Raw genomic sequence first — 17,928 nt, 5'->3', positions numbered from 1 at the left:
GGGGCTTTCATCAATCTGATTCGGGCTTAAGTTCATGCATAAGTCCGTAGGTTGAACTTCATCAGGGCGATATGCAAAAGTTGAAATTGTCAGTTGTGGTTGACTATTGCTTTGCATGGGCGGTTTGGTGCGATTTGTAGTTGTTGCACATCTTATGGTGGATTAATTATGAATATAAAACAAAAGCTCACTTTGGCTTTTGCGGCAATTGCATTTACACCCATTTTTATTGTTGCAACGCTGGTTGTCTTGAATTTACGCTCGGAAGCAAAGGAAAACTTTATTGATAGTAGCGGTCGAGAGATTCGCCAAGTATCAAACTCAATGCAGATTTTTTTTGAAGGGATCAGCCAGAATGTTGAGTTTCTGGCAAACGAGCCTTTGCTAAAAAGTGTTGATGATGGCGTTAAGCAGTACATGTCCGCCGATGCACCCTCTATCGAGCCAGGCGCATTGGATAAGCAGCTGACTGAATATTTTTCGGGTTTGGCTGCCAGCCATCCTTCGTATGCCTATATCGCGGTGGGCACGACGGAGGGTGGTTATGTGTTCTGGCCCGGGGATCCGAAGATGGCCAGCTACGATCCCCGCCAGCGACCCTGGTTCAAACTTGCACAGGCGAATCCAGGGAAGACAATGCGTACCGACGCTTATTACTGGGCGGGCGATGATGCTGTACTAGTTAGCACCGTTCGTACGATGGCCAACCGTCTTGGACCGCAGGGAGGGGTCGTCAATATAGATGTCTCGCTGAAGCAACTCACTGAAATTGTGAAACAAATAAAACTGGGTGAAAGTGGCTATTTGATGCTGCTTGAGCGCAATGGCGTTGTTCTGGTGGATCCACAGCGCCCAGAACACAATTTCAAAAAGCTAAGTGATCTTGGTGAGGGGTATGAGCAGCTAGCAACTGCTGGTAAAGGGTTGATTGAGGTTGAACTCGGCGGCGAGCGATACATGGCGAACGTATGGCCGTCCGAACAGCTTGGCTGGAGCTTTGTAGGGCTGGTCAAGCGTGATGAAGTCATGGCTTCGACTACACGCTTGACCTGGCTTGTCGGCTTGATCGCCGGCGTCATGGCAATGGTGTTTGCGTTGGCTGGGTATATTTTTTCCAGGATGATTGTTCGTCCCATTTTGGACGTGACGAAAGGTCTGGAAGACATCGCCCAAGGTGAAGGTGACTTGACCCGCAGTCTAGGAATACGCGGTAACGATGAAACGTCCCAGTTATCAGGTTGGTTCAATCAGTTTCTGGGGGCTATCCGCAATTTAATTCACCGCATCAGCCAAGCGGCTGAAGGTATTTTAGCCAACTCGAACAGCTCCACTAAGGTCTCCGGTGAAATGGCTGACGCAGCGGTCCGTCAGAGAGAGGCCATTGACATGGTCTCAACCGCATTCCATGAAATGGTGGCGACAGCTAATGAAGTGGCTCGCTCATGCAGCCAGGCGGCGGAGTCTGCCGACAATGGCCGGCGACAGGCCCGCGAAGGACAGCAGGAGATTGACGCTGCAGTCTGCAGCGTTGATCAGTTGAGTGAAGGCATCGAGCACTCCGCACAGTCTATGCAGCAACTGGAGCGAGACAGCAATGATATTCAGTCCATCCTGAGTACCATCCGCTCCATTGCCGAACAAACCAATCTGCTTGCACTAAATGCGGCGATTGAGGCAGCTCGTGCCGGTGATCAGGGTCGTGGATTTGCTGTAGTTGCTGATGAGGTCAGGGCACTTGCCAGGCGAACTGCAGACTCCACAGAGGAAATTGATGGCCTGCTTGGTAATTTAGCGCGCCGCACTAGCCAGGTGGCGTCCCAAATGCATGAAAGTTTGAAAGTGTCCCAAGAGTCGGTCAATCGAATTGGGCTTGCTCGGAACAGATTCGGCCAGATCCGCGAATCAGTGGATGTGATTCGCGACATGAACATTCAGATAGCCACTGCAGCAGAGGAACAACACCAAGTTGCCGAAGATATCAATCGGCACATAAGTCTTGTCCATGGGGATGCTCAATTGGTCGCTCAACTGGCCGACGATGCTCGAAGTGATTCGCTGGCCCTAGTCCATTTGTCCCATGAGATGGACGTGCTTGTACGTAGATTCAAGATATAACCAGCTGAGATTATTGTTCTGCGTGTTGTTCGCTCGTACTTCGTGTTAATGCGTGTTTGCGCAAATTAAAGGTAAAAAGGTAACGTGATGGCCAAAGCCGCTGATGTTGTCGTGCAATGCTTGGAAAACGAAGGTGTTGAGTACGTATTTGGTATTCCAGGTGAAGAAAATCTTGACTTGCTGGAGTCTCTGAGGAGATCCAGGCAAATAAAACTAGTTCTTACACGACATGAACAATCGGCGGGCTTCATGGCTGCCACCTATGGTCGGCTAACTGGAAAAACGGGAGTCAGCTTATCTACTCTTGGCCCTGGTGCCACTAACTTGGTTACGGCGGGGGCCTATGCCTACCTCGGTGGCATGCCAATGTTGATGATCACTGGTCAGAAGCCAATCAAAAAATCCAAGCAAGGCCGTTTTCAGATTTTGGACATCGTGGGGATGATGGCCCCGCTAACGAAATACACCCATCAATTAGCGTCAGCAGACAACATTCCTTCTCGAATTCGTGAAGCAATTCGCTTGGCAGAGGAAGAAAAGCCAGGCGCGGTTCACCTCGAACTGCCGGAAGATGTGGCTGCAGAGCACACTGACAGCACACCTATACCACCTTGCCTAACCCGCCGCCCGTTGGCTGAGTGCAAATCCATTCAAGCAGCAGTTGCGAAGCTGAAAGATTCGAAGAGTCCTATTATTGTTATTGGCGCGGGCGCAAACCGCAAAATGACTGCCCGGGTGCTCCTTCAACTTGTGGAGAAAACAGGGATTCCTTTCATCACCACACAAATGGGTAAGGGCGTGGTCGATGAGCGCCACCCGATGTTTCTCGGTAACGCCGCGTTGTCATCAGGGGATTTTGTACATCGCGCGCTGGAATCCGCGGACCTCATTGTGAACATTGGCCACGACGTCATTGAGAAACCACCATTTTTCATGGTTCGTGGGGGAACCGAAGTTGTTCATGTAAATTTTCGGTCTGCCGAGGTCGATCCTGTCTACTTTCCGCAGATTGAAGTGATCGGCGACATCGCTAATTCCATTTGGCAGATTAGTGAGGCGCTTAGTGATCAGGAGCAATGGGATTTCACTCGTATCCTTAGCATACGGGAGGCGAACGAGGCTCAGATTATTGAGGGGGCGGACGATGGCCGTTTCCCGATGTATCCCCAGCGTGTCGTGGCGGATCTGCGTAAAGCCCTACCTTCGGAAGGAATCGTCGCGTTAGATAATGGTATCTATAAGATTTGGTTCGCTCGTAACTATAAAGCGCACATGCCCAATACCGTTCTGCTCGATAACGCGCTTGCTACTATGGGCGCCGGTCTGCCCTCAGCTATGGCTGCGCGATTGGTTTATCCCGAGAAGCCCATTGTCGCAGTATGTGGTGATGGTGGATTTATGATGAACAGCCAAGAGCTTGAAACTGCAGTCCGTATGAAGATGAACCTGGTCGTGGTGATCCTGCGTGATGACGGCTACGGCATGATTCGTTGGAAGCAAGCCCAGATGGGGTTTGAGGATTTTGGTCTGGACTATGGCAATCCAGACTTTGTTCTGTACGCCCAGAGTTACGGTGCCAAGGGCCACCGTGTGGAAAGTGCTGCAGATTTTCTTCCACTGATTCAGCTCTGTATTACGCAGCCAGGAGTGCATGTCATCGATTGCGCTGTCGACTACTCGGAAAATGACTTCATTCTCAACGTTGCGTTGAGAGAGCGTAGTGCTGCTTTGTAAGCATTCCCTTACGCCGTTCGACGCCAACTGCGTGGCGGCAGTGCAGCAGGCAGTGGACACGCCGGGCTACGCTCAACAATCGATTGTCAGCAGCACCGGCCACGACGCGATTCATCTGGCGCGGTTATGCCCGACTGTCATGGTATTCATCCCTTGTGTCGGCGAGTTGAGCCATAACGAAACTGAAGATGTGCTACCCGAAGACGTGCGCCAGGGCACTGATGTCCTGCTCAACGCTGTGCTGTCCCGCCCTCTGTAGGAGCAGCCGGTCGCGGAGTGTCAGCCGACGCAAATGTTGTTTGCCACATCGCTTTCGCGAGCCTGCTCGCGAAGAACGATAACGCGGTGCAACGGATCAAACACAAGCGCCGTAAGGCACTTGCCATTGCCCTTACGTTAACGTAAAGATTGCGGCAGGGCGCTGAACTTAAAAAAGCGCAGGGCGGACCGATCCGGAGCGCTTGATGACACTAATAAAAACAACTCCACCCCAACAGCACCGTGAAGCCCGGCTGGCCCGAGAAAAACTCCATCTCGAGGGCGAAGTCCCCGATGGCGTATTGCGGGCGGAAATCGATGCATCGTGGCGGCGCAGCCTTAGCCATGGCGTGCATTTCAACAGCACGTTCGAGCTGGCGCTGGAATCAAGTGCCAGCCTCGATGTGCTGCTGGCGAGCAATCGATTGTTGATCGACGCCGCGATGCCGGCCATCGACTACCTGGCCGCGCGCCAAGGCAAGGAAGGACTGATCATCCTGGCCAACTCCGACGCGACCATCCTCGCCGTCGAAGGCCGTGCCGATCGCCTCAAGGGCAGCGGCCTGCAAGACATCACCCTCGGCGCCTGCTGGAGCGAAGCGGCGCGCGGCACCAATGCCCTCGGCACCGCGCTGGTCGAAGCCCGGCCGACGCTGATCGATTGTGGTGAACATTACCTCGATCGCCTGACTGATTTTTCCTGCACCTCGGTGCCCATTCATTGCCCGCAGGGCGACATCCTCGGCGTGCTCGACCTGACTCGCGAAGGTCCACTGGGCCGTGTCCACGACAGCACCGCATTGCTGGCGATGGCCGTCAGCCAGATCGAAAGCCGAGTGTTCAACGCCAGTTTTCCGGACCAGATCGTCCTGGCGTTCCACAGCCGTCGCCAATACCTCGAATCGCCATGGCAAGGTCTGTTGGCCGTGAGCCTGGGCGGGCAGATCCTCGCGGTCAGCGCCCAGGCCTGCCAGTTGCTCCACGCCGAGCGTTCGGCATTGATCGGTCGACGCTGCGAAGAGTTTCTCGGCGTTGATGGCCTGCAACTGTTGGCGCGCCTGCATCAGGACGGCGTCGGCAGCCTGCAGACCGCCAAAGGGGAATTTTTCTACAAAACCCTGCGTGCACCGCAACGTTCGATCAACGTCAGCAGCCCTGCGCGCAGCACCGCCAAAACCGCTAAACCACAGCCAGATCTGGACACCCTGGCGGGCAGCAATGTCCGTTATGCCCGGGCCTTGCGCATGGCCCGACAGGGGCTGGCCAATGAGCTGCCGGTGTTGCTGCTCGGTGAGACCGGCACGGGTAAGGAAGTCATCGCCCGCGCCTTGCACATGGCCGGCACCCGCTGCGACAAACCCTTCGTGGCAGTGAATTGCGCGGCGATCCCCGAAGGCCTGATCGAGTCCGAACTGTTCGGCTATCGCGAAGGCGCCTTCACCGGCTCCCGTCGCGGCGGGATGATTGGGCGCCTGCAACAGGCCCATGGCGGCACCTTGTTTCTTGATGAAATCGGCGACATGCCGCTGGCCTTGCAGGCTCGCTTGTTGCGGGTGCTGCAGGATCGTAAAGTCGCGCCGCTGGGCGCTGGCGAGGAGCAAGACATCGACGTTGCATTGATCTGTGCCACCCACCGTGACCTCAAGCGTCTGGTGGAGGAAAAGCACTTCCGTGAAGACCTGTTTTACCGGGTCAATGGCATCAGCGTGATGCTCCCGGCCCTGCGAGAACGCGAGGATTTCAGTGCTCTGGTCGGCCGCCTGCTGAGCAAACTCGACGCGCCGACGGTGGTCCTGCATGACGATTTGAACCGCTTGCTCGCCGGCTATCACTGGCCGGGCAACATCCGCCAACTGGAAATGGTGCTGCGCACTGCACTGGCCATGCGCGAGCCGGGCGAAACCGTGCTCACCCTCGACCACTTGCCCGACAGCATGCTCGACGAATTGACCGCCAGTGAACGTCCCCAGTCGGGCAGCATTCGCGAAAACGAGCTTGAGCTGATTCGCCAGTCCCTGGACAGCCATCAGGGCAACGTCTCGGCCGCCGCCGACGCCTTGGGCATCAGTCGCGCGACCCTGTATCGCAAGCTCAAACAGTTGCGTTCGTGATGCAGCGCTTGATCGTTCGGCTGATCGACAGCCAGCACCCCGAAGCCCTGCAGGCGGCGCTACGTTGGCTCTACAGCTTTGTGCGACCCCATCGCCTGGCGATTGCCGGGTTGCTGGGGTTGTCAGTCTGCGCGTCATTGCTGGTGCTGGTGCAACCGTGGCTGACCAAGTTGTTGATCGACGATGGGCTACTGGCGCGCAACTTTGCGAAGCTGGTGCTGATCGCCGGGCTGATGATCATTGCCGGGTTGCTCGGCACCGGGTTGTCGGGGATCAATCGTTACCTGCATACGCGGCTTTCCGGGCGAATTCTGTTTGCCCTGCGCGACGACCTCTACCGGCATTTGCAGACGTTGTCGCCGAGCTTCTACGGTCAGCGCCGGATCGGTGACCTGATGTCGCGCCTCGATGGCGACGTTGCCGAGATCCAGCGCTTTGCCGTGGATTCGCTGTTCTCGGCAGTCTCCAGCGTGATCGGACTGGTCTGCGCGGTGGCCATGTTGCTGACCCTGTCGTGGAAGCTCTCGCTGCTGGCGCTGGTGCTGATTCCCCTCGATGTGCTCTGGCTGCGCTGGATGCGGCGCAAGGTCGAGCGAGATGTGCGGCAGTTGCGCGAGCGTTCGGCGGACATGTCGTCGTTCATGGTCGAGACGCTGCCGGTGATGAAATTCATTCAGTCCGCCGGTCAGCAGCAACGTGAATCGCGGCGGCTGGAGACATTGGGGCAGGGCTACATGAGCCAGTTGTTGCGCCTGCAAGTCACCGAGTTTTTCACCCAGGCTGTGCCCGGTACGCTGACCTCGTTGTCCCGGGCCTGCGCCTTCTTGATCGGCGGTTACTGGGTGGTGCAGGGCACTTGGCAACTGGGTGCGTTGATCGCGTTTTCCACTTATTTGGGCATGGCGGTCGGGCCGGTTCAGAGCCTGCTCGGCCTCTATGTCGCGATTCAGCGGATGACCGTCAGCCTCGGGCGCGTGATGGAATTGCGCGGCGAAGCGCCGACCGTTCTCACGCCCGTCACACCGCAGCCGATGCCAGCCTCCGGCGACTTGCGATTTGACGATGTGCACTTCAGCCATCCCGGTCGCCCGACAACGCTGCGCGGCATCGAAGCGCGAATTCCCTATGGCTTGAAAGTCGCCCTCAGCGGCGGCTCCGGGGTCGGTAAATCGACCCTGATCGACCTTCTGCAACGGCACCATGATCCGCAGTCCGGTCGTGTGCTGTTGGGGGAGGTCGACTTGCGTGAACTGGACCTGTTCCAGTTGCGTCGACGGATTGCCGTGGTCAGTCAGGACATCGTTTTGTTTCGCGGCAGCCTGGCCGACAACCTCGCCTACGCGGTGCCGGACGCCAGCCGCGAAGCGATTGCCGACGTGGCGCGGCTGGCGCAACTCGATAGCCTGATCGCGTCCTTGCCTGAAGGCCTCGACAGCCCGTTGGGCGAGCGCGGTCAACAATTGTCCGGCGGGCAGAAACAACGTATTGCCATCGCTCGGGCGCTGTTGCAGGACCCCTTGATCCTGGTCCTGGACGAAGCGACCTCGGCGGTGGATGAAGCCACCGAACGCGAAGTGATCGAGGCCATTGACCGTCTGTTTGCCGGGCGTACACGAATCCTCATCAGCCATCGCCCCTCGACCCTGGCCGATGCCGATCTGCGCTTTGAAATGCTGGACGGCGTGCTCACATCGAAAACGGTGCTGCATGAAGCCTGAGTTGCGGATTGGCGTGGTGGACAGCGGTCATTCGGCGGCGCAACGGGTGCAAGTCGTGGCCGGGCGGCGGTTTTCGTTGCTGGAAGACGGGCTGGCCGAAAACGAGTTACGGGATGATCCGCTGGGCCACGGCAGTGCAGTGATCGAGGCAATCGGGCGGTGGGCGCCTTCAGCGGTGTTTTGCGTGGCTCAGGTGTTCGATCAGCGTGGCGTCACCAGCGCCTTGCAGATCGCCACGGCGATTGACTGGCTGGTCGCGCAGGACGTGCGGCTGATCAATCTGAGCCTCGGCTTGCGTCAGGATCGTAGCCTGTTGCGGGAGGCCTGCGCGGCGGCGGTGGCGCAGGGTGTTTTGCTCTGTGCCTCCAGCCCGGCGCAAGGCGAGGGCGTGTTCCCGGCGAATTATCCACAGGTGCTGCGAGTGACCGGCGATGCCCGTTGTGCCGAACACGAATGGTCGTGGCTCAACAGCGCTCAGGCGGATTTCGCAGCGTGTGTGCATGGCACGTATCCGGGGCAGTCCGGCGCCAGCCTGGGGTGTGCCGCATTGAGTGGGCACATTGCGCGCTTCCTGGTTGAGCAGCCCGACGCCAGCAATCAACAGGTCATCGAATGGCTGCAAGAGAACGCCCAATATCGCGGCCCTGAACGGCGCGTTGGACCATGATCTTGATTCTGGGCGCAGGGCCTGCAGGCGCGGCGGTTGCCTTGGGTTTGCGACGACTTGGTTATCCGGTGACGCTGGTCAGCGAGTGGCGCCGGTTTGCCGCGCTGGAGGGCGTGTCTGTCAGGGTGCTGGACGCATTGCGCGGCGCGGGGTTGCATCAAGCGTTGGCCGACGCGGCACTGCCGTCTCAGCGACAGGTGTCGTGGAACGGCCAACAGCATGCGCAAAATATTGAATTTCTATTGGATCGTCCGAGCTTTGACCGAGGTCTGCGCGAGGATTTGCGCCTGGCCGGCGTTGAGTTGATCGAAGGTCGAGTGCTGAGCGTGCAGGCCTCAGCGGCGGGGCATCAGGTCGAGATCGAAGGGCGTGAAGCGCTGCTGGCGGACTTTCTGGTGGAGGCTCGCGGGCGTCAGGCGCCTGCGCTCGGTAAAGGCCGGCGTGGGCCAGAGACGGTGAGCCTGTTGAATCGCTGGCAAGGTGCACCGGGCGACACGGCCAGTGCTGTAGAAAGTCTGGAGGACGGTTGGGCATGGATGGCGCGGCGGTCCGACGGTCAGTGTTATTGGCAATGGACGGTGGACGTGGCCAGCGCGCAATTGCCGGGCAAGGCGCAGTTGCTGGATTACTGTACTCAGCGGCGCCAAGGCTCGGCGTTGGCGCGGGCTTTTTTCGGCGCTGAGCCTGAGGTGGATCTACAGCTGCACGCACGCAGCAGCACTGCGATTCTGTGCCCACGGGTGTGCGGCGATCACTGGATTCGGGTCGGCGATGCGGCGATGGCAGTGGATCCGTTGTCGGGCAACGGGATATTTCAGTCGCTGTCCTCGGCGTTGCAGGCACCGACGGTGATCAACACGTTGTTGCGAAAACCGGAGCGAGCAGCGCTGGCGCAGCGGTTTCATCAGCAGCGAGTGGAGCAGTTGTTTTTACGATTTGCGCGGATCGGGCGGGATTTTTATGCCGATGAGAAGCGTTGGCTGGCGCAGCCGTTCTGGCTCGCGCGGCGGCAGTGGCCGGATGCGGAGGTTGCCCATGCCGAGGCGGATTTTGAAGCGTTGAGGATTGAGCGGGCTCCGGTGTTGAAGGATGGTTTTGTCGATGAAGCCGAGGTGGTGATTACGGCGGATCAACCCTTGGGGATTTGGCATGTTCAGGGGGTTGAGCTGGCGCCGTTGGTGCGGCGGTTAAGCAGTGAGCCGGCGGATCAGGTGTTGGCGGGGATGACGGCGGAGCAGGGGCGGATGGTTCGTAGTTGGTTGCTAAGTCAGGGGTTCAAACCCTGATAGTTGGATTGGCTGTGCCGGCCTCATCGCGAGCAAGCTCGCTCCCACAGGGGATTTGTGAACGAAACAAAACCACTGTGGGAGCGAGCTTGCTCGCGATGGGGCCCTAAAGGGCGCCGGTAATTACAACTTGATCAACACCGATTTCAACTCGGTGTAATGCTCAATCGCCGCATACCCCATTTCACGTCCAACCCCCGACATCTTGTACCCGCCAAACGGCAGTGCCGGGTCCAGGGCACTGTGGCAGTTGACCCACACCGAGCCCGACTTGATTCGCGGAATCATCCGGTGCACCGCCGCCAGATCATTCGACCAGATACTCGCCCCGAGGCCATAAGGACTGTCATTGGCCATGCGCAGCGCGTCGGCTTCGTCATCGAACGGAATCGCCACCAGCACCGGGCCGAAGATTTCTTCCTGCACCAGTGAGTGCTTCTGGTCGACGTCGACAATTACCGTCGGTTTGACGAAAAACCCCGGCCCGAACTGCTCGCCGCCGCAGGCAATCGTCGCGCCACTTTCCCGTCCCTTTTCGATGTACCCATACACCCGTTCCTGTTGACGCGCGGAGATCAGCGGTCCCATCTCTACACTCGGGTCCAGCCCGTTACCCAGCTTCATCGCATTGGCGATATCGGCGATGTCCGCCACCACATTGTCGAAATGTTTGCGCTGCACATACAGTCGCGACCCGGCGCAGCACACTTGGCCCTGATTGAAGAAAATCGCGCTGGCAGCACCGGCTGCGGCGGTCTTCAGGTCGGCATCGGCCATGACGATGGTCGGGGATTTGCCCCCCAGTTCCAGGGTGACCCGGGTCATGGAATCCATGGCGATCTTGCCGATCTGCTTGCCCACGGCGGTGGAGCCGGTGAAGGTAAGCTTGTCCACCAGCGGATTGTGGGTCAGGGCCGAACCGGCGGTGATGCCGGTGCCGGTGACGACGTTGAAGACACCCTCGGGGTAACCGGCTTCCAGCACCAGCTCGGCGAGTTTCAAGGCGGTCAGCGGTGTTTCGTCGGCGGGTTTGAGCACTACGGTGCAACCGGTGGCCAGCGCCGGACCGAGTTTCCAGCAGGCCAGCAGCAGCGGGAAGTTCCAGGCGACGATGGCGCCGACCACGCCTACGGCCTCGCGACGGATGAAGCTGTGGAACTGATCGTTGGGCATCAACGGTAACGAGACCTCGACGCTGGAGCCTTCGATCTTGGTCGCCCAACCGGCCATGTAGCGCAGGAAGTCGATGGACAGCTGCACGTCCATGACTTGGGCCACCGCCGCGCTTTTACCGTTGTTCAGGCATTCCAGCTGCGCGAGCAATTCGGCGTCGCGCTCCATCAGGTCTGCCAGTTTCCACAGCAGGTTCTGCCGCTCCCGCGGGCGGGTGCGGCTCCAGGTGGAATCATCGAACGCCTGACGGGCGGCGAGTACCGCACGGTCGACGTCGTCGGGCGTGGCTCGTGGCACCACGCAGAGCACTTCGCCGGTGGCCGGGTTGTGCAAGGGCATGGTCTGGCCGTCGGCGGCCTCGACCCAGTCGCCACCGATAAGCATGCGTGGGGCGCGTTGAATGAACACCGAGGTGGCAGGGAGCAGATAAGGGAGCGTCATGGCGAGGCCTCTTGTTGTTCGGGAGAACAAGGCTTTCGCAATGGCTGTGCCAAGTACCGGGAAGCGCTGGCAAGCCCTTTGTCGACAGGGTTCTGCGTGACGCAGCGGGATAATGACAGCCTTTGGTTTGTCGCAAATCGCGACAGCGGCTGAGATTCAAGAGACTGATTTTGCTGGGCTTTAAGACTCTCCCCAACACCTCCCAAAAATCCACTGTCAGAATGTTCAGCCTCTGGAGCTCATCCATGAGCCACTGGAGAGAGTGCTCTGCCTGACCTAGAGTCTGAACTTGCCCACCAGACTATTGAACGAAATGGCCAGGCGCGACAGCTCCTGGCTCGAAGCGCTGGTCTGGTTCGCACCTGCGGCAGTCTGGGTCGACAGGGTCTGGATGTTCACCAGATTGCGATCAACCTCGCGTGCCACATGGGCCTGTTCCTCGGAAGCGGTGGCAATGACCATGTTGCGGTCATTAATCTGAGCGATGCTCTGCGCGATACGCTCAAGGGACTGACCTGTGGCCTGGACCAGCGACTGAGTACTGGTCGCCAGCGTACGGCTGCTGCCCATCGAGCGCACGGCCTGGTTGGCACTGTTCTGTACCGTACCAATCATCCCCTCGATCTCACCGGTGGAGGCTTGAGTGCGGGCGGCCAACGCTCGCACTTCATCCGCGACTACGGCAAAGCCTCGGCCTTGCTCGCCAGCGCGGGCAGCCTCAATGGCGGCATTCAGTGCCAACAGGTTGGTCTGTTCGGCGATCGCGCGGATGACGTCCAGCACCTTGCCAATGTCTTGCACCCGTCCCGCCAGCTCTTCGACAAAGTCAGTGGACGCGGTGATTTCGGCGCTGACACTGTTAATGGCATTCACCGCTTCAAGCGCCTGGTCTCGGCCGTTGGCAGTTTCTTCGGTGGTGCTTTTCGATGCGTCGGAAGTGGAAATGGCGTTGCGGGCGACTTCTTCCACCGCCGCGGTCATTTGCGTGACGGCGGTCGCGGCTTGCTGGATTTCATCGTTCTGGCGTGTCAGGCCGCGGCTGCTTTCCTCGGTCACTGCATTGAGTTCTTCGGCAGCGCTAGCGAGTTGTTCCGCTGCGCTGGCGATCTGTTGGATCGTAGCCTTGAGACTGCCCTGCATTTCGCCAAGAGCGGTCAGCAGTTGGCCCGTCTCATCACGGCCAGTACTGATGATCGTCTGGCTCAGGTCGCCGGCCGCCACACGCCGAGCACTGGCAACGGCTGCGGCGATCGGCCGACTGATCACGCGACTGATGAACAAGCCCAACATCAGCGCGGCAATGAATGCGACGGCAATGCAGATGTAGAGAGCAGTATTGGCCGAGAGCGCCTGTTGCGAGGCATTCACGGCGCCTTCGTCAATCTGCCGGTTATTCGACTCCACCATGATCGCCAGTTCGTCCATCACCGTCTGGTAAGCTTTTTGCACATCAGTATCCAACAGTGTTCTCGCCCCCTCGACATCCCACTTGGCAATCAATCCGACAGCTCGGTCGACCAGTGCCTGATAGGCTGGCCAGTCCCTCTCCATTTTGTCACCGGCGGCGCGTTCATCGTCTTCCAGAGGGGTGGCACGGTATATGGAAAACGCTTTTTCACTGGCCGCCCGGTTGGCCGTCATACTGGCCAGAATCTCACTCTTCACGCTCTGAGGCCCATTGGCAGCGATCACCGCCATGAGTCGATACAAATCGCGGTTCTGAGAGACCGCGCTGGTCTTGGTTTCTCCGATTTTGGTGACAGACAGCAAGTTATTGGAGAAGACCTCCTTGAGGGTGCTCGAAAGGGTGGTGATACCCCGACTTCCCAGTACCCCCACCCCTAAGGTAATGAATGCGCATAGCGCGAATGAAAAAATGAGTTTGGTCGACAGCTTGGCGTCATAAAACCAGTTCATGCTGAGACATCCTATAGTGGGCAGCAGGGCATTAAATGCGATAGGTCGCAAGAGAAAGCAGGAATGAATCGTTCCCACAGAGTGTGTTATCGACCGCACGGCAAGGAAGTGAAGGGGTAACCCCCCCTTGGCACACTGAACACCTCCAATAAGTCCGCCTCTCCTTTCTATTGGCTTCCAAATGACCGCAAAGTAAGGGCTTTTTGGGTCGGGTTTTCCGGTTAAAGCCTTGATTAAAAAGGCCTACATCGGCTTTTGTGTGCGGTCGCAACTCGCGACAGTGGCTGAGACGACGAGCGACCGGTTTGCGAACTTGAGCCGCTTCCCATTGAGGACTAAAATTTTCAGGTTGGGTGGGTGAAATGACGGAGCATTTTCCCGGCCACCTATCTGGCGTGAGGGAGGTAGCGATGTTCCTTTCAACCCTGGAAATTCAAAATATCATTGAGCACAGTTTTCTGCCCTCCGTGTGCACGTGCAGCATGGATGCCGACCAATCCCTGACCATTCGGGTCTGTGATTGCATGACCGGCCAAGTGGACCTGGTCGCAACTCACGTTCCCATGTGGACGCTGGACAGTCCCCACGCGATTGCGACACTGGTGGCGGAGATGCAACAAGAGATCAGTGCGCACAAAGCCATTCACCCGACGTTTTACATCTAAGACAGTGGCACGCCACACCGCGCCGGCGGTGCGGCATGTGCCCGCGATCTCATGAGTGCAACATGCGGGAAATTTCTTCAAACGCATTGCTATCAACGGCAGCCAAGAGCTTTTTTCCGTCCTTGAACGTTGCCAGAAACGTCACTTCGGTTTCCTTTCCGGCCAGCATGAAGCCAGCGATTGCGCCGATAGGGCCCAGCAGCATCGCGCCGGCCACGCCAAAGCCGATGGCGTCCTTGATGTTGTTGATCGATTCCTCATTGGCCACTTCTATGCGCTCGATCGAAGACAGCGCAAGGTTAATGCCGGGCCAGGGATGAAGTGACGTTCTGAGGGTGAAAACCCCGTCTCTGTACTCTCCATCACCCTGAAGAAAGTCCCCCGCCAGAACAGTCAGGTTTGCCATTTTTTGTCCCCTGTTTGGCAATCGGTGAACAACCATTTCGCACCTGCAGCCAAACCCCGTCAATTCTCGGGCGATGAACTGTTTCCGACAGGGCATCTATCCTTGTCTCAGACTGCAACATCTGTCGCGATATTAGACGCAGGTCATCTTGATCAGGCAGGGTCAACAGCAGTCAACTTCACGCAACTGCTTGATAAAAAAGGTAATCGTCAAGCTGGCACGCTCTGTGTATTGCTCATCACAGACGTTTCTCTTGCCTCCGTCGGCGGTTCGCCGCCGGCGGCAGAAACCATAAAAACGACTAGCCACAAAAATAAGAAAGCACCGTGCGAGGTTCGACGTTGATGAAGAGAAGACACCGATCAGGCCTGAGCGCCAGCCTGCTGGCCGTGGCCGCATGTGTGGCGCTGCATTCGCCTTACAGCCTGGCAGCCCGTGACGCCCAGACCATCCTCAAGGAAACCTGTCAGGGTTGTCATACCCCTGAAGCCGATAACGCCCTGAGCCGTATCAGCCACCAGCGCAAGACCCCGGAAGGCTGGCTGATGAGCATCGCCCGGATGCAGACCATGCACGGTTTGCAGATCAGCGATGACGACCGTCGCACGTTGGTCAAATACCTGGCCGATACCCAAGGCCTGGCGCCGAGCGAAACCGCCGGCGTACGTTATGCGCTGGAACGCCGGCTTAATACCGTCGAGAAGTTCGATGACCAGGTCAGCCAGATGTGCGGCCGCTGTCACTCCGGTGCGCGGATTGCCCTGCAACGACGTCCGGCCCAGGAATGGGAACGCCTGGTGAACTTCCACCTCGGCCAATGGCCGTCGCTGGAATACCAGGCCCTGGCCCGCGACCGTGACTGGTTCGACATTGCCCGCAAGGACATGGTGCCGCTGTTGGCCAAGCGGTATCCACTGGACAACCCGGCCTGGAAAAAATGGCTGAGCACTGCACCCAAATCCGAGACGCTGGTGGGCAACTGGAGCTTTAGCGGCCACTTGCCGGGTAAAGGCGAAGTCGCCGGGGTGATGAGCGTCAGCGCCGATGGCAACGACACCTTCAAGGTCAGCGTCAAAGGTCAGTATGCCGATGGCAGCCCGTTCAACGGCGATGGCAGCGCCATTCTCTACACCGGTTATGAATGGCGCGGCAACGTGACCATCGACGGCGTAACGATGCGTCAAGTGTTCGCCGCCCAAGGCAACGCCATGCAAGGCCGGATGTTCGAGGTCGACCACGATGAGCGGGGTCTGGATTTCGTCGCGGCCAAGCAGGGCAGCAGTCGTTTGCTGGCGGTGCAACCGGGTTACCTGAAGGCTGGCGCCGAAACCGAAGTCACCTTGATCGGCAGCGGTCTCACCGGCAAGCCAAACTTCGGCAAAGGCGTGGAAGTGGTGGAAGTCGTCGAGCAAAGCCCGGATCGGATCAAGGTCAAACTCAAGGCCGCCGCCAATGCCCAACCGGGTCTGCGCGAGGTTACCGTCGGCTCGTTGAAAGGCCCGACCCTGTCGGTCTACAACAGCATCGCTCAAGTCAAAGTCGTGCCCGAGTTCTCGGTGGCACGGATCGGCGAGGGGGGCGGCTCGACGCCGAAGGTCCAGGGCCGTTTCGACGCTGAAGCCTGGGGCAAGGGCGCCGACGGCAAGCCGTATCGCATCGGTGTGTTCCCGGCGCAATGGAAGGTCGAGGCCTTCGACGATCGCGCCAAGGAAGACGAAGACGTCAAGTTCGCCGGCACCATGCAGGCTGACAGCGGCGTGTTCACCCCAGGCGATGCCGGGCCGAACCCACAACGCAAAATGTCCACCAACAATGCCGGCAACCTGAAGGTGATCGCCGCCGTCGACGACGCAGGGAAATCCCTGACCGGCGAAGGCCACATGATCGTCACCGTGCAACGCTGGAACAATCCACCCATTCCATAAGTTGGCTGATCCAAAAAGGCTTCAGACACTTTTCGGAATGACCGCAGGCTCCGCCAGGCGGGGTTTGCACAGGAGGTTGCAATGGGCGCTATTTTGAATCTGGTCGAACGGAACCTGCACGAAGTGCACGTCGACGCCGACCGCATGCTGTTTCACATTCCCAGCAGTTCGCTGTTCGCCAGCGACGAGCTGACGGGCACCATCATCGATACCTTGCGCGGTCCCGGTTGCACATCGGACGACCTGATCCAGCGCTTGGCCGCACGCTTCAACGGCGAAGAAATCACTGAGACCCTGCGTGAGCTGATGGCCCTGGAACTGGTCAGCGACGGCTCGCCGCTGACCCCGGACATCGGCACCAAACGGGTCGAGCGCACCGCAATCAACACTGTGGTGCTCAACGTCAACACCGGCTGCAATCTGAGCTGCACGTACTGCTACAAGGAAGACCTCGACAAGCCGTCCGCCGGCAAGAAAATGGACGTCGAAACGGCGGTCGCCTCGGTGGAAATGCTGCTGCGCGAATCCCCGGATGAGGAGCGTTTCACCGTGGTGTTCTTCGGTGGTGAACCGCTGAGCAATCGCAAGCTGATCGAATACATGGTCGACTATTGCGAGAAGCGTTTCCGCGAGGCGGGCAAGTTTGTCGAGTTCGTCATGACCACCAACGCCACGTTGCTCACCGAAGAAACCGTGGACTACCTGAATGCCCACCGCTTCGGGCTCTCCGTCAGCATTGACGGGCCGAAAACCGTGCACGACCGCAACCGCATCACCGTGGGCGGGCAGGGTACCTATGACGTGGTGCGACGCAAGGCCGAGATGCTGCTGTCGCGCTACAACAGTCGTCCGGTGGGCGCGCGGGTGACCCTGACCACGGGCGTCACCGACGTCGAAACCATCTGGGATCACCTGTTCAACGAACTGGGGTTTGCCGAAGTCGGATTTGCCCCGGTGACCTCCGGTGACATCAGCACCTTCAACCTGTCCAGTGACGAGCTGATCGAAGTCTTCGCCAACATGAAGAAGCTCGGCCGTCGTTACCTGGAAGCCGCGCTGGAGCACCGCAACATCGGTTTCTCCAACCTGCACCAGTTGATCACCGACATTCACGAAGGCCACAAAAAAGCCCTGCCGTGCGGCGCGGGCCTAAAGATGCTGGCGGTGGACCACAAAGGCGAACTGAACCTGTGCCACCGCTTCACCGGTTCGTCGCTGCCGACCTTCGGCAACGTCCACAGTGGTGTGAAACAGGTGGAGTTGAATGACTTCCTGTCCCAACGCCTGGACCGTACCAATACCGGTTGCGAGGACTGCCAGATCCGCAACCTCTGCTCCGGCGGTTGCTACCACGAGAGCTACGCCCGTTACGGCGACCCGACCCACCCGACCTATCACTACTGCGAACTGATGCGTGACTGGGTCGATTTCGGCGTCGAGGTCTACACCCGGATCATGGCCCACAACCCTGCGTTTATCAGCAGCTACATCACTCCGCGCAAGGCTCACTGA

The 17,928-nt window shown here is 58.6% G+C and carries 12 protein-coding genes and 3 pseudogenes; 11 read left to right on the top strand and 4 right to left on the bottom strand.

From position 1 onward, the window contains the following. Positions 1 to 168: 168 nt before the first annotated feature. The 8 genes and pseudogenes from AC1MDT_RS13195 to qhpG form a co-directional block, all read left to right on the top strand. A pseudogene (locus tag AC1MDT_RS13195) lies at positions 169 to 1,257 on the top strand (cache domain-containing sensor histidine kinase); the annotation flags it as partial. A gap of 90 nt (positions 1,258 to 1,347) precedes the next feature. Next, the gene (locus tag AC1MDT_RS13190; protein ID WP_480422778.1) at positions 1,348 to 2,115 is read left to right on the top strand and encodes a methyl-accepting chemotaxis protein; all 768 of its coding nucleotides are present in this window, start codon (positions 1,348 to 1,350) and stop codon (positions 2,113 to 2,115) included. A gap of 87 nt (positions 2,116 to 2,202) precedes the next feature. Further along, complete coding sequence (locus tag AC1MDT_RS13185) at positions 2,203 to 3,849, top strand: acetolactate synthase large subunit (protein ID WP_480422430.1); 1,647 nt, start codon at positions 2,203 to 2,205, stop codon at positions 3,847 to 3,849. Positions 3,850 to 3,859: 10 nt separating this feature from the next. Then, positions 3,860 to 4,108 (top strand): annotated as a pseudogene (locus tag AC1MDT_RS13180) (M20/M25/M40 family metallo-hydrolase); the annotation flags it as partial. Between the two features lie 205 nt (positions 4,109 to 4,313). Further along, positions 4,314 to 6,218, top strand: a complete 1,905-nt coding sequence (locus AC1MDT_RS13175) for a sigma-54-dependent Fis family transcriptional regulator (RefSeq protein WP_480422429.1) — start codon at positions 4,314 to 4,316, stop codon at positions 6,216 to 6,218. After that, positions 6,218 to 7,936, top strand: coding sequence for an ABC transporter ATP-binding protein (locus AC1MDT_RS13170; RefSeq protein ID WP_480422428.1), 1,719 nt, complete (start codon positions 6,218 to 6,220; stop codon positions 7,934 to 7,936). Before AC1MDT_RS13175 ends, AC1MDT_RS13170 begins: the two co-directional genes overlap by 1 nt. Continuing rightward, entirely contained in the window at positions 7,926 to 8,603 is a 678-nt protein-coding gene (gene qhpE, locus AC1MDT_RS13165; protein WP_480422425.1) for a subtilisin-like serine protease QhpE, read from the top strand. The genes AC1MDT_RS13170 and qhpE overlap by 11 nt, the downstream gene beginning before the upstream one ends. Beyond that, positions 8,600 to 9,889, top strand: coding sequence for a flavin-dependent monooxygenase QhpG (gene qhpG, locus AC1MDT_RS13160; RefSeq protein ID WP_480422424.1), 1,290 nt, complete (start codon positions 8,600 to 8,602; stop codon positions 9,887 to 9,889). Before qhpE ends, qhpG begins: the two co-directional genes overlap by 4 nt. A 123-nt stretch (positions 9,890 to 10,012) precedes the next feature. Here qhpG and AC1MDT_RS13155 read toward each other — a convergent pair whose 3' ends face one another. From AC1MDT_RS13155 to AC1MDT_RS13145, 3 genes and pseudogenes are all read right to left on the bottom strand, one after another. Continuing rightward, positions 10,013 to 11,503 (bottom strand): aldehyde dehydrogenase family protein, encoded by a 1,491-nt coding sequence (locus tag AC1MDT_RS13155; protein ID WP_480422423.1) that lies wholly within the window; start codon positions 11,501 to 11,503, stop codon positions 10,013 to 10,015. A gap of 276 nt (positions 11,504 to 11,779) precedes the next feature. After that, the gene (locus tag AC1MDT_RS13150; protein WP_480422776.1) at positions 11,780 to 12,643 is read right to left on the bottom strand and encodes a methyl-accepting chemotaxis protein; all 864 of its coding nucleotides are present in this window, start codon (positions 12,641 to 12,643) and stop codon (positions 11,780 to 11,782) included. Next, positions 12,638 to 13,420 (bottom strand): annotated as a pseudogene (locus AC1MDT_RS13145) (MCP four helix bundle domain-containing protein); the annotation flags it as partial. The pseudogene AC1MDT_RS13145 and the gene AC1MDT_RS13150, both read right to left, overlap by 6 nt. A 410-nt stretch (positions 13,421 to 13,830) precedes the next feature. Here AC1MDT_RS13145 and AC1MDT_RS13140 point away from each other — a divergent pair. Beyond that, entirely contained in the window at positions 13,831 to 14,085 is a 255-nt protein-coding gene (locus tag AC1MDT_RS13140) for a DUF1652 domain-containing protein (protein ID WP_201113192.1), read from the top strand. Positions 14,086 to 14,134: 49 nt separating this feature from the next. Here AC1MDT_RS13140 and AC1MDT_RS13135 read toward each other — a convergent pair whose 3' ends face one another. After that, positions 14,135 to 14,491, bottom strand: coding sequence for a hypothetical protein (locus AC1MDT_RS13135; protein WP_480422422.1), 357 nt, complete (start codon positions 14,489 to 14,491; stop codon positions 14,135 to 14,137). Between the two features lie 344 nt (positions 14,492 to 14,835). Between AC1MDT_RS13135 and peaA the strand changes: the two genes are divergently transcribed. Both peaA and peaB read left to right on the top strand, forming a co-directional pair. Beyond that, entirely contained in the window at positions 14,836 to 16,416 is a 1,581-nt protein-coding gene (gene peaA / locus AC1MDT_RS13130) for a quinohemoprotein amine dehydrogenase subunit alpha (protein WP_480422421.1), read from the top strand. 81 nt (positions 16,417 to 16,497) lie between these two features. Further along, positions 16,498 to 17,928: a quinohemoprotein amine dehydrogenase maturation protein gene (gene peaB / locus AC1MDT_RS13125; protein ID WP_480422420.1), complete on the top strand. Its 1,431-nt coding sequence runs from the start codon at positions 16,498 to 16,500 to the stop codon at positions 17,926 to 17,928.

The sequence above is a fragment of the Pseudomonas sp. ASL7 genome (assembly GCF_056680375.1).
Note: the sequence above shows the minus strand (reverse complement) of the source record. Positions and strands in the feature narration are given on the sequence as shown.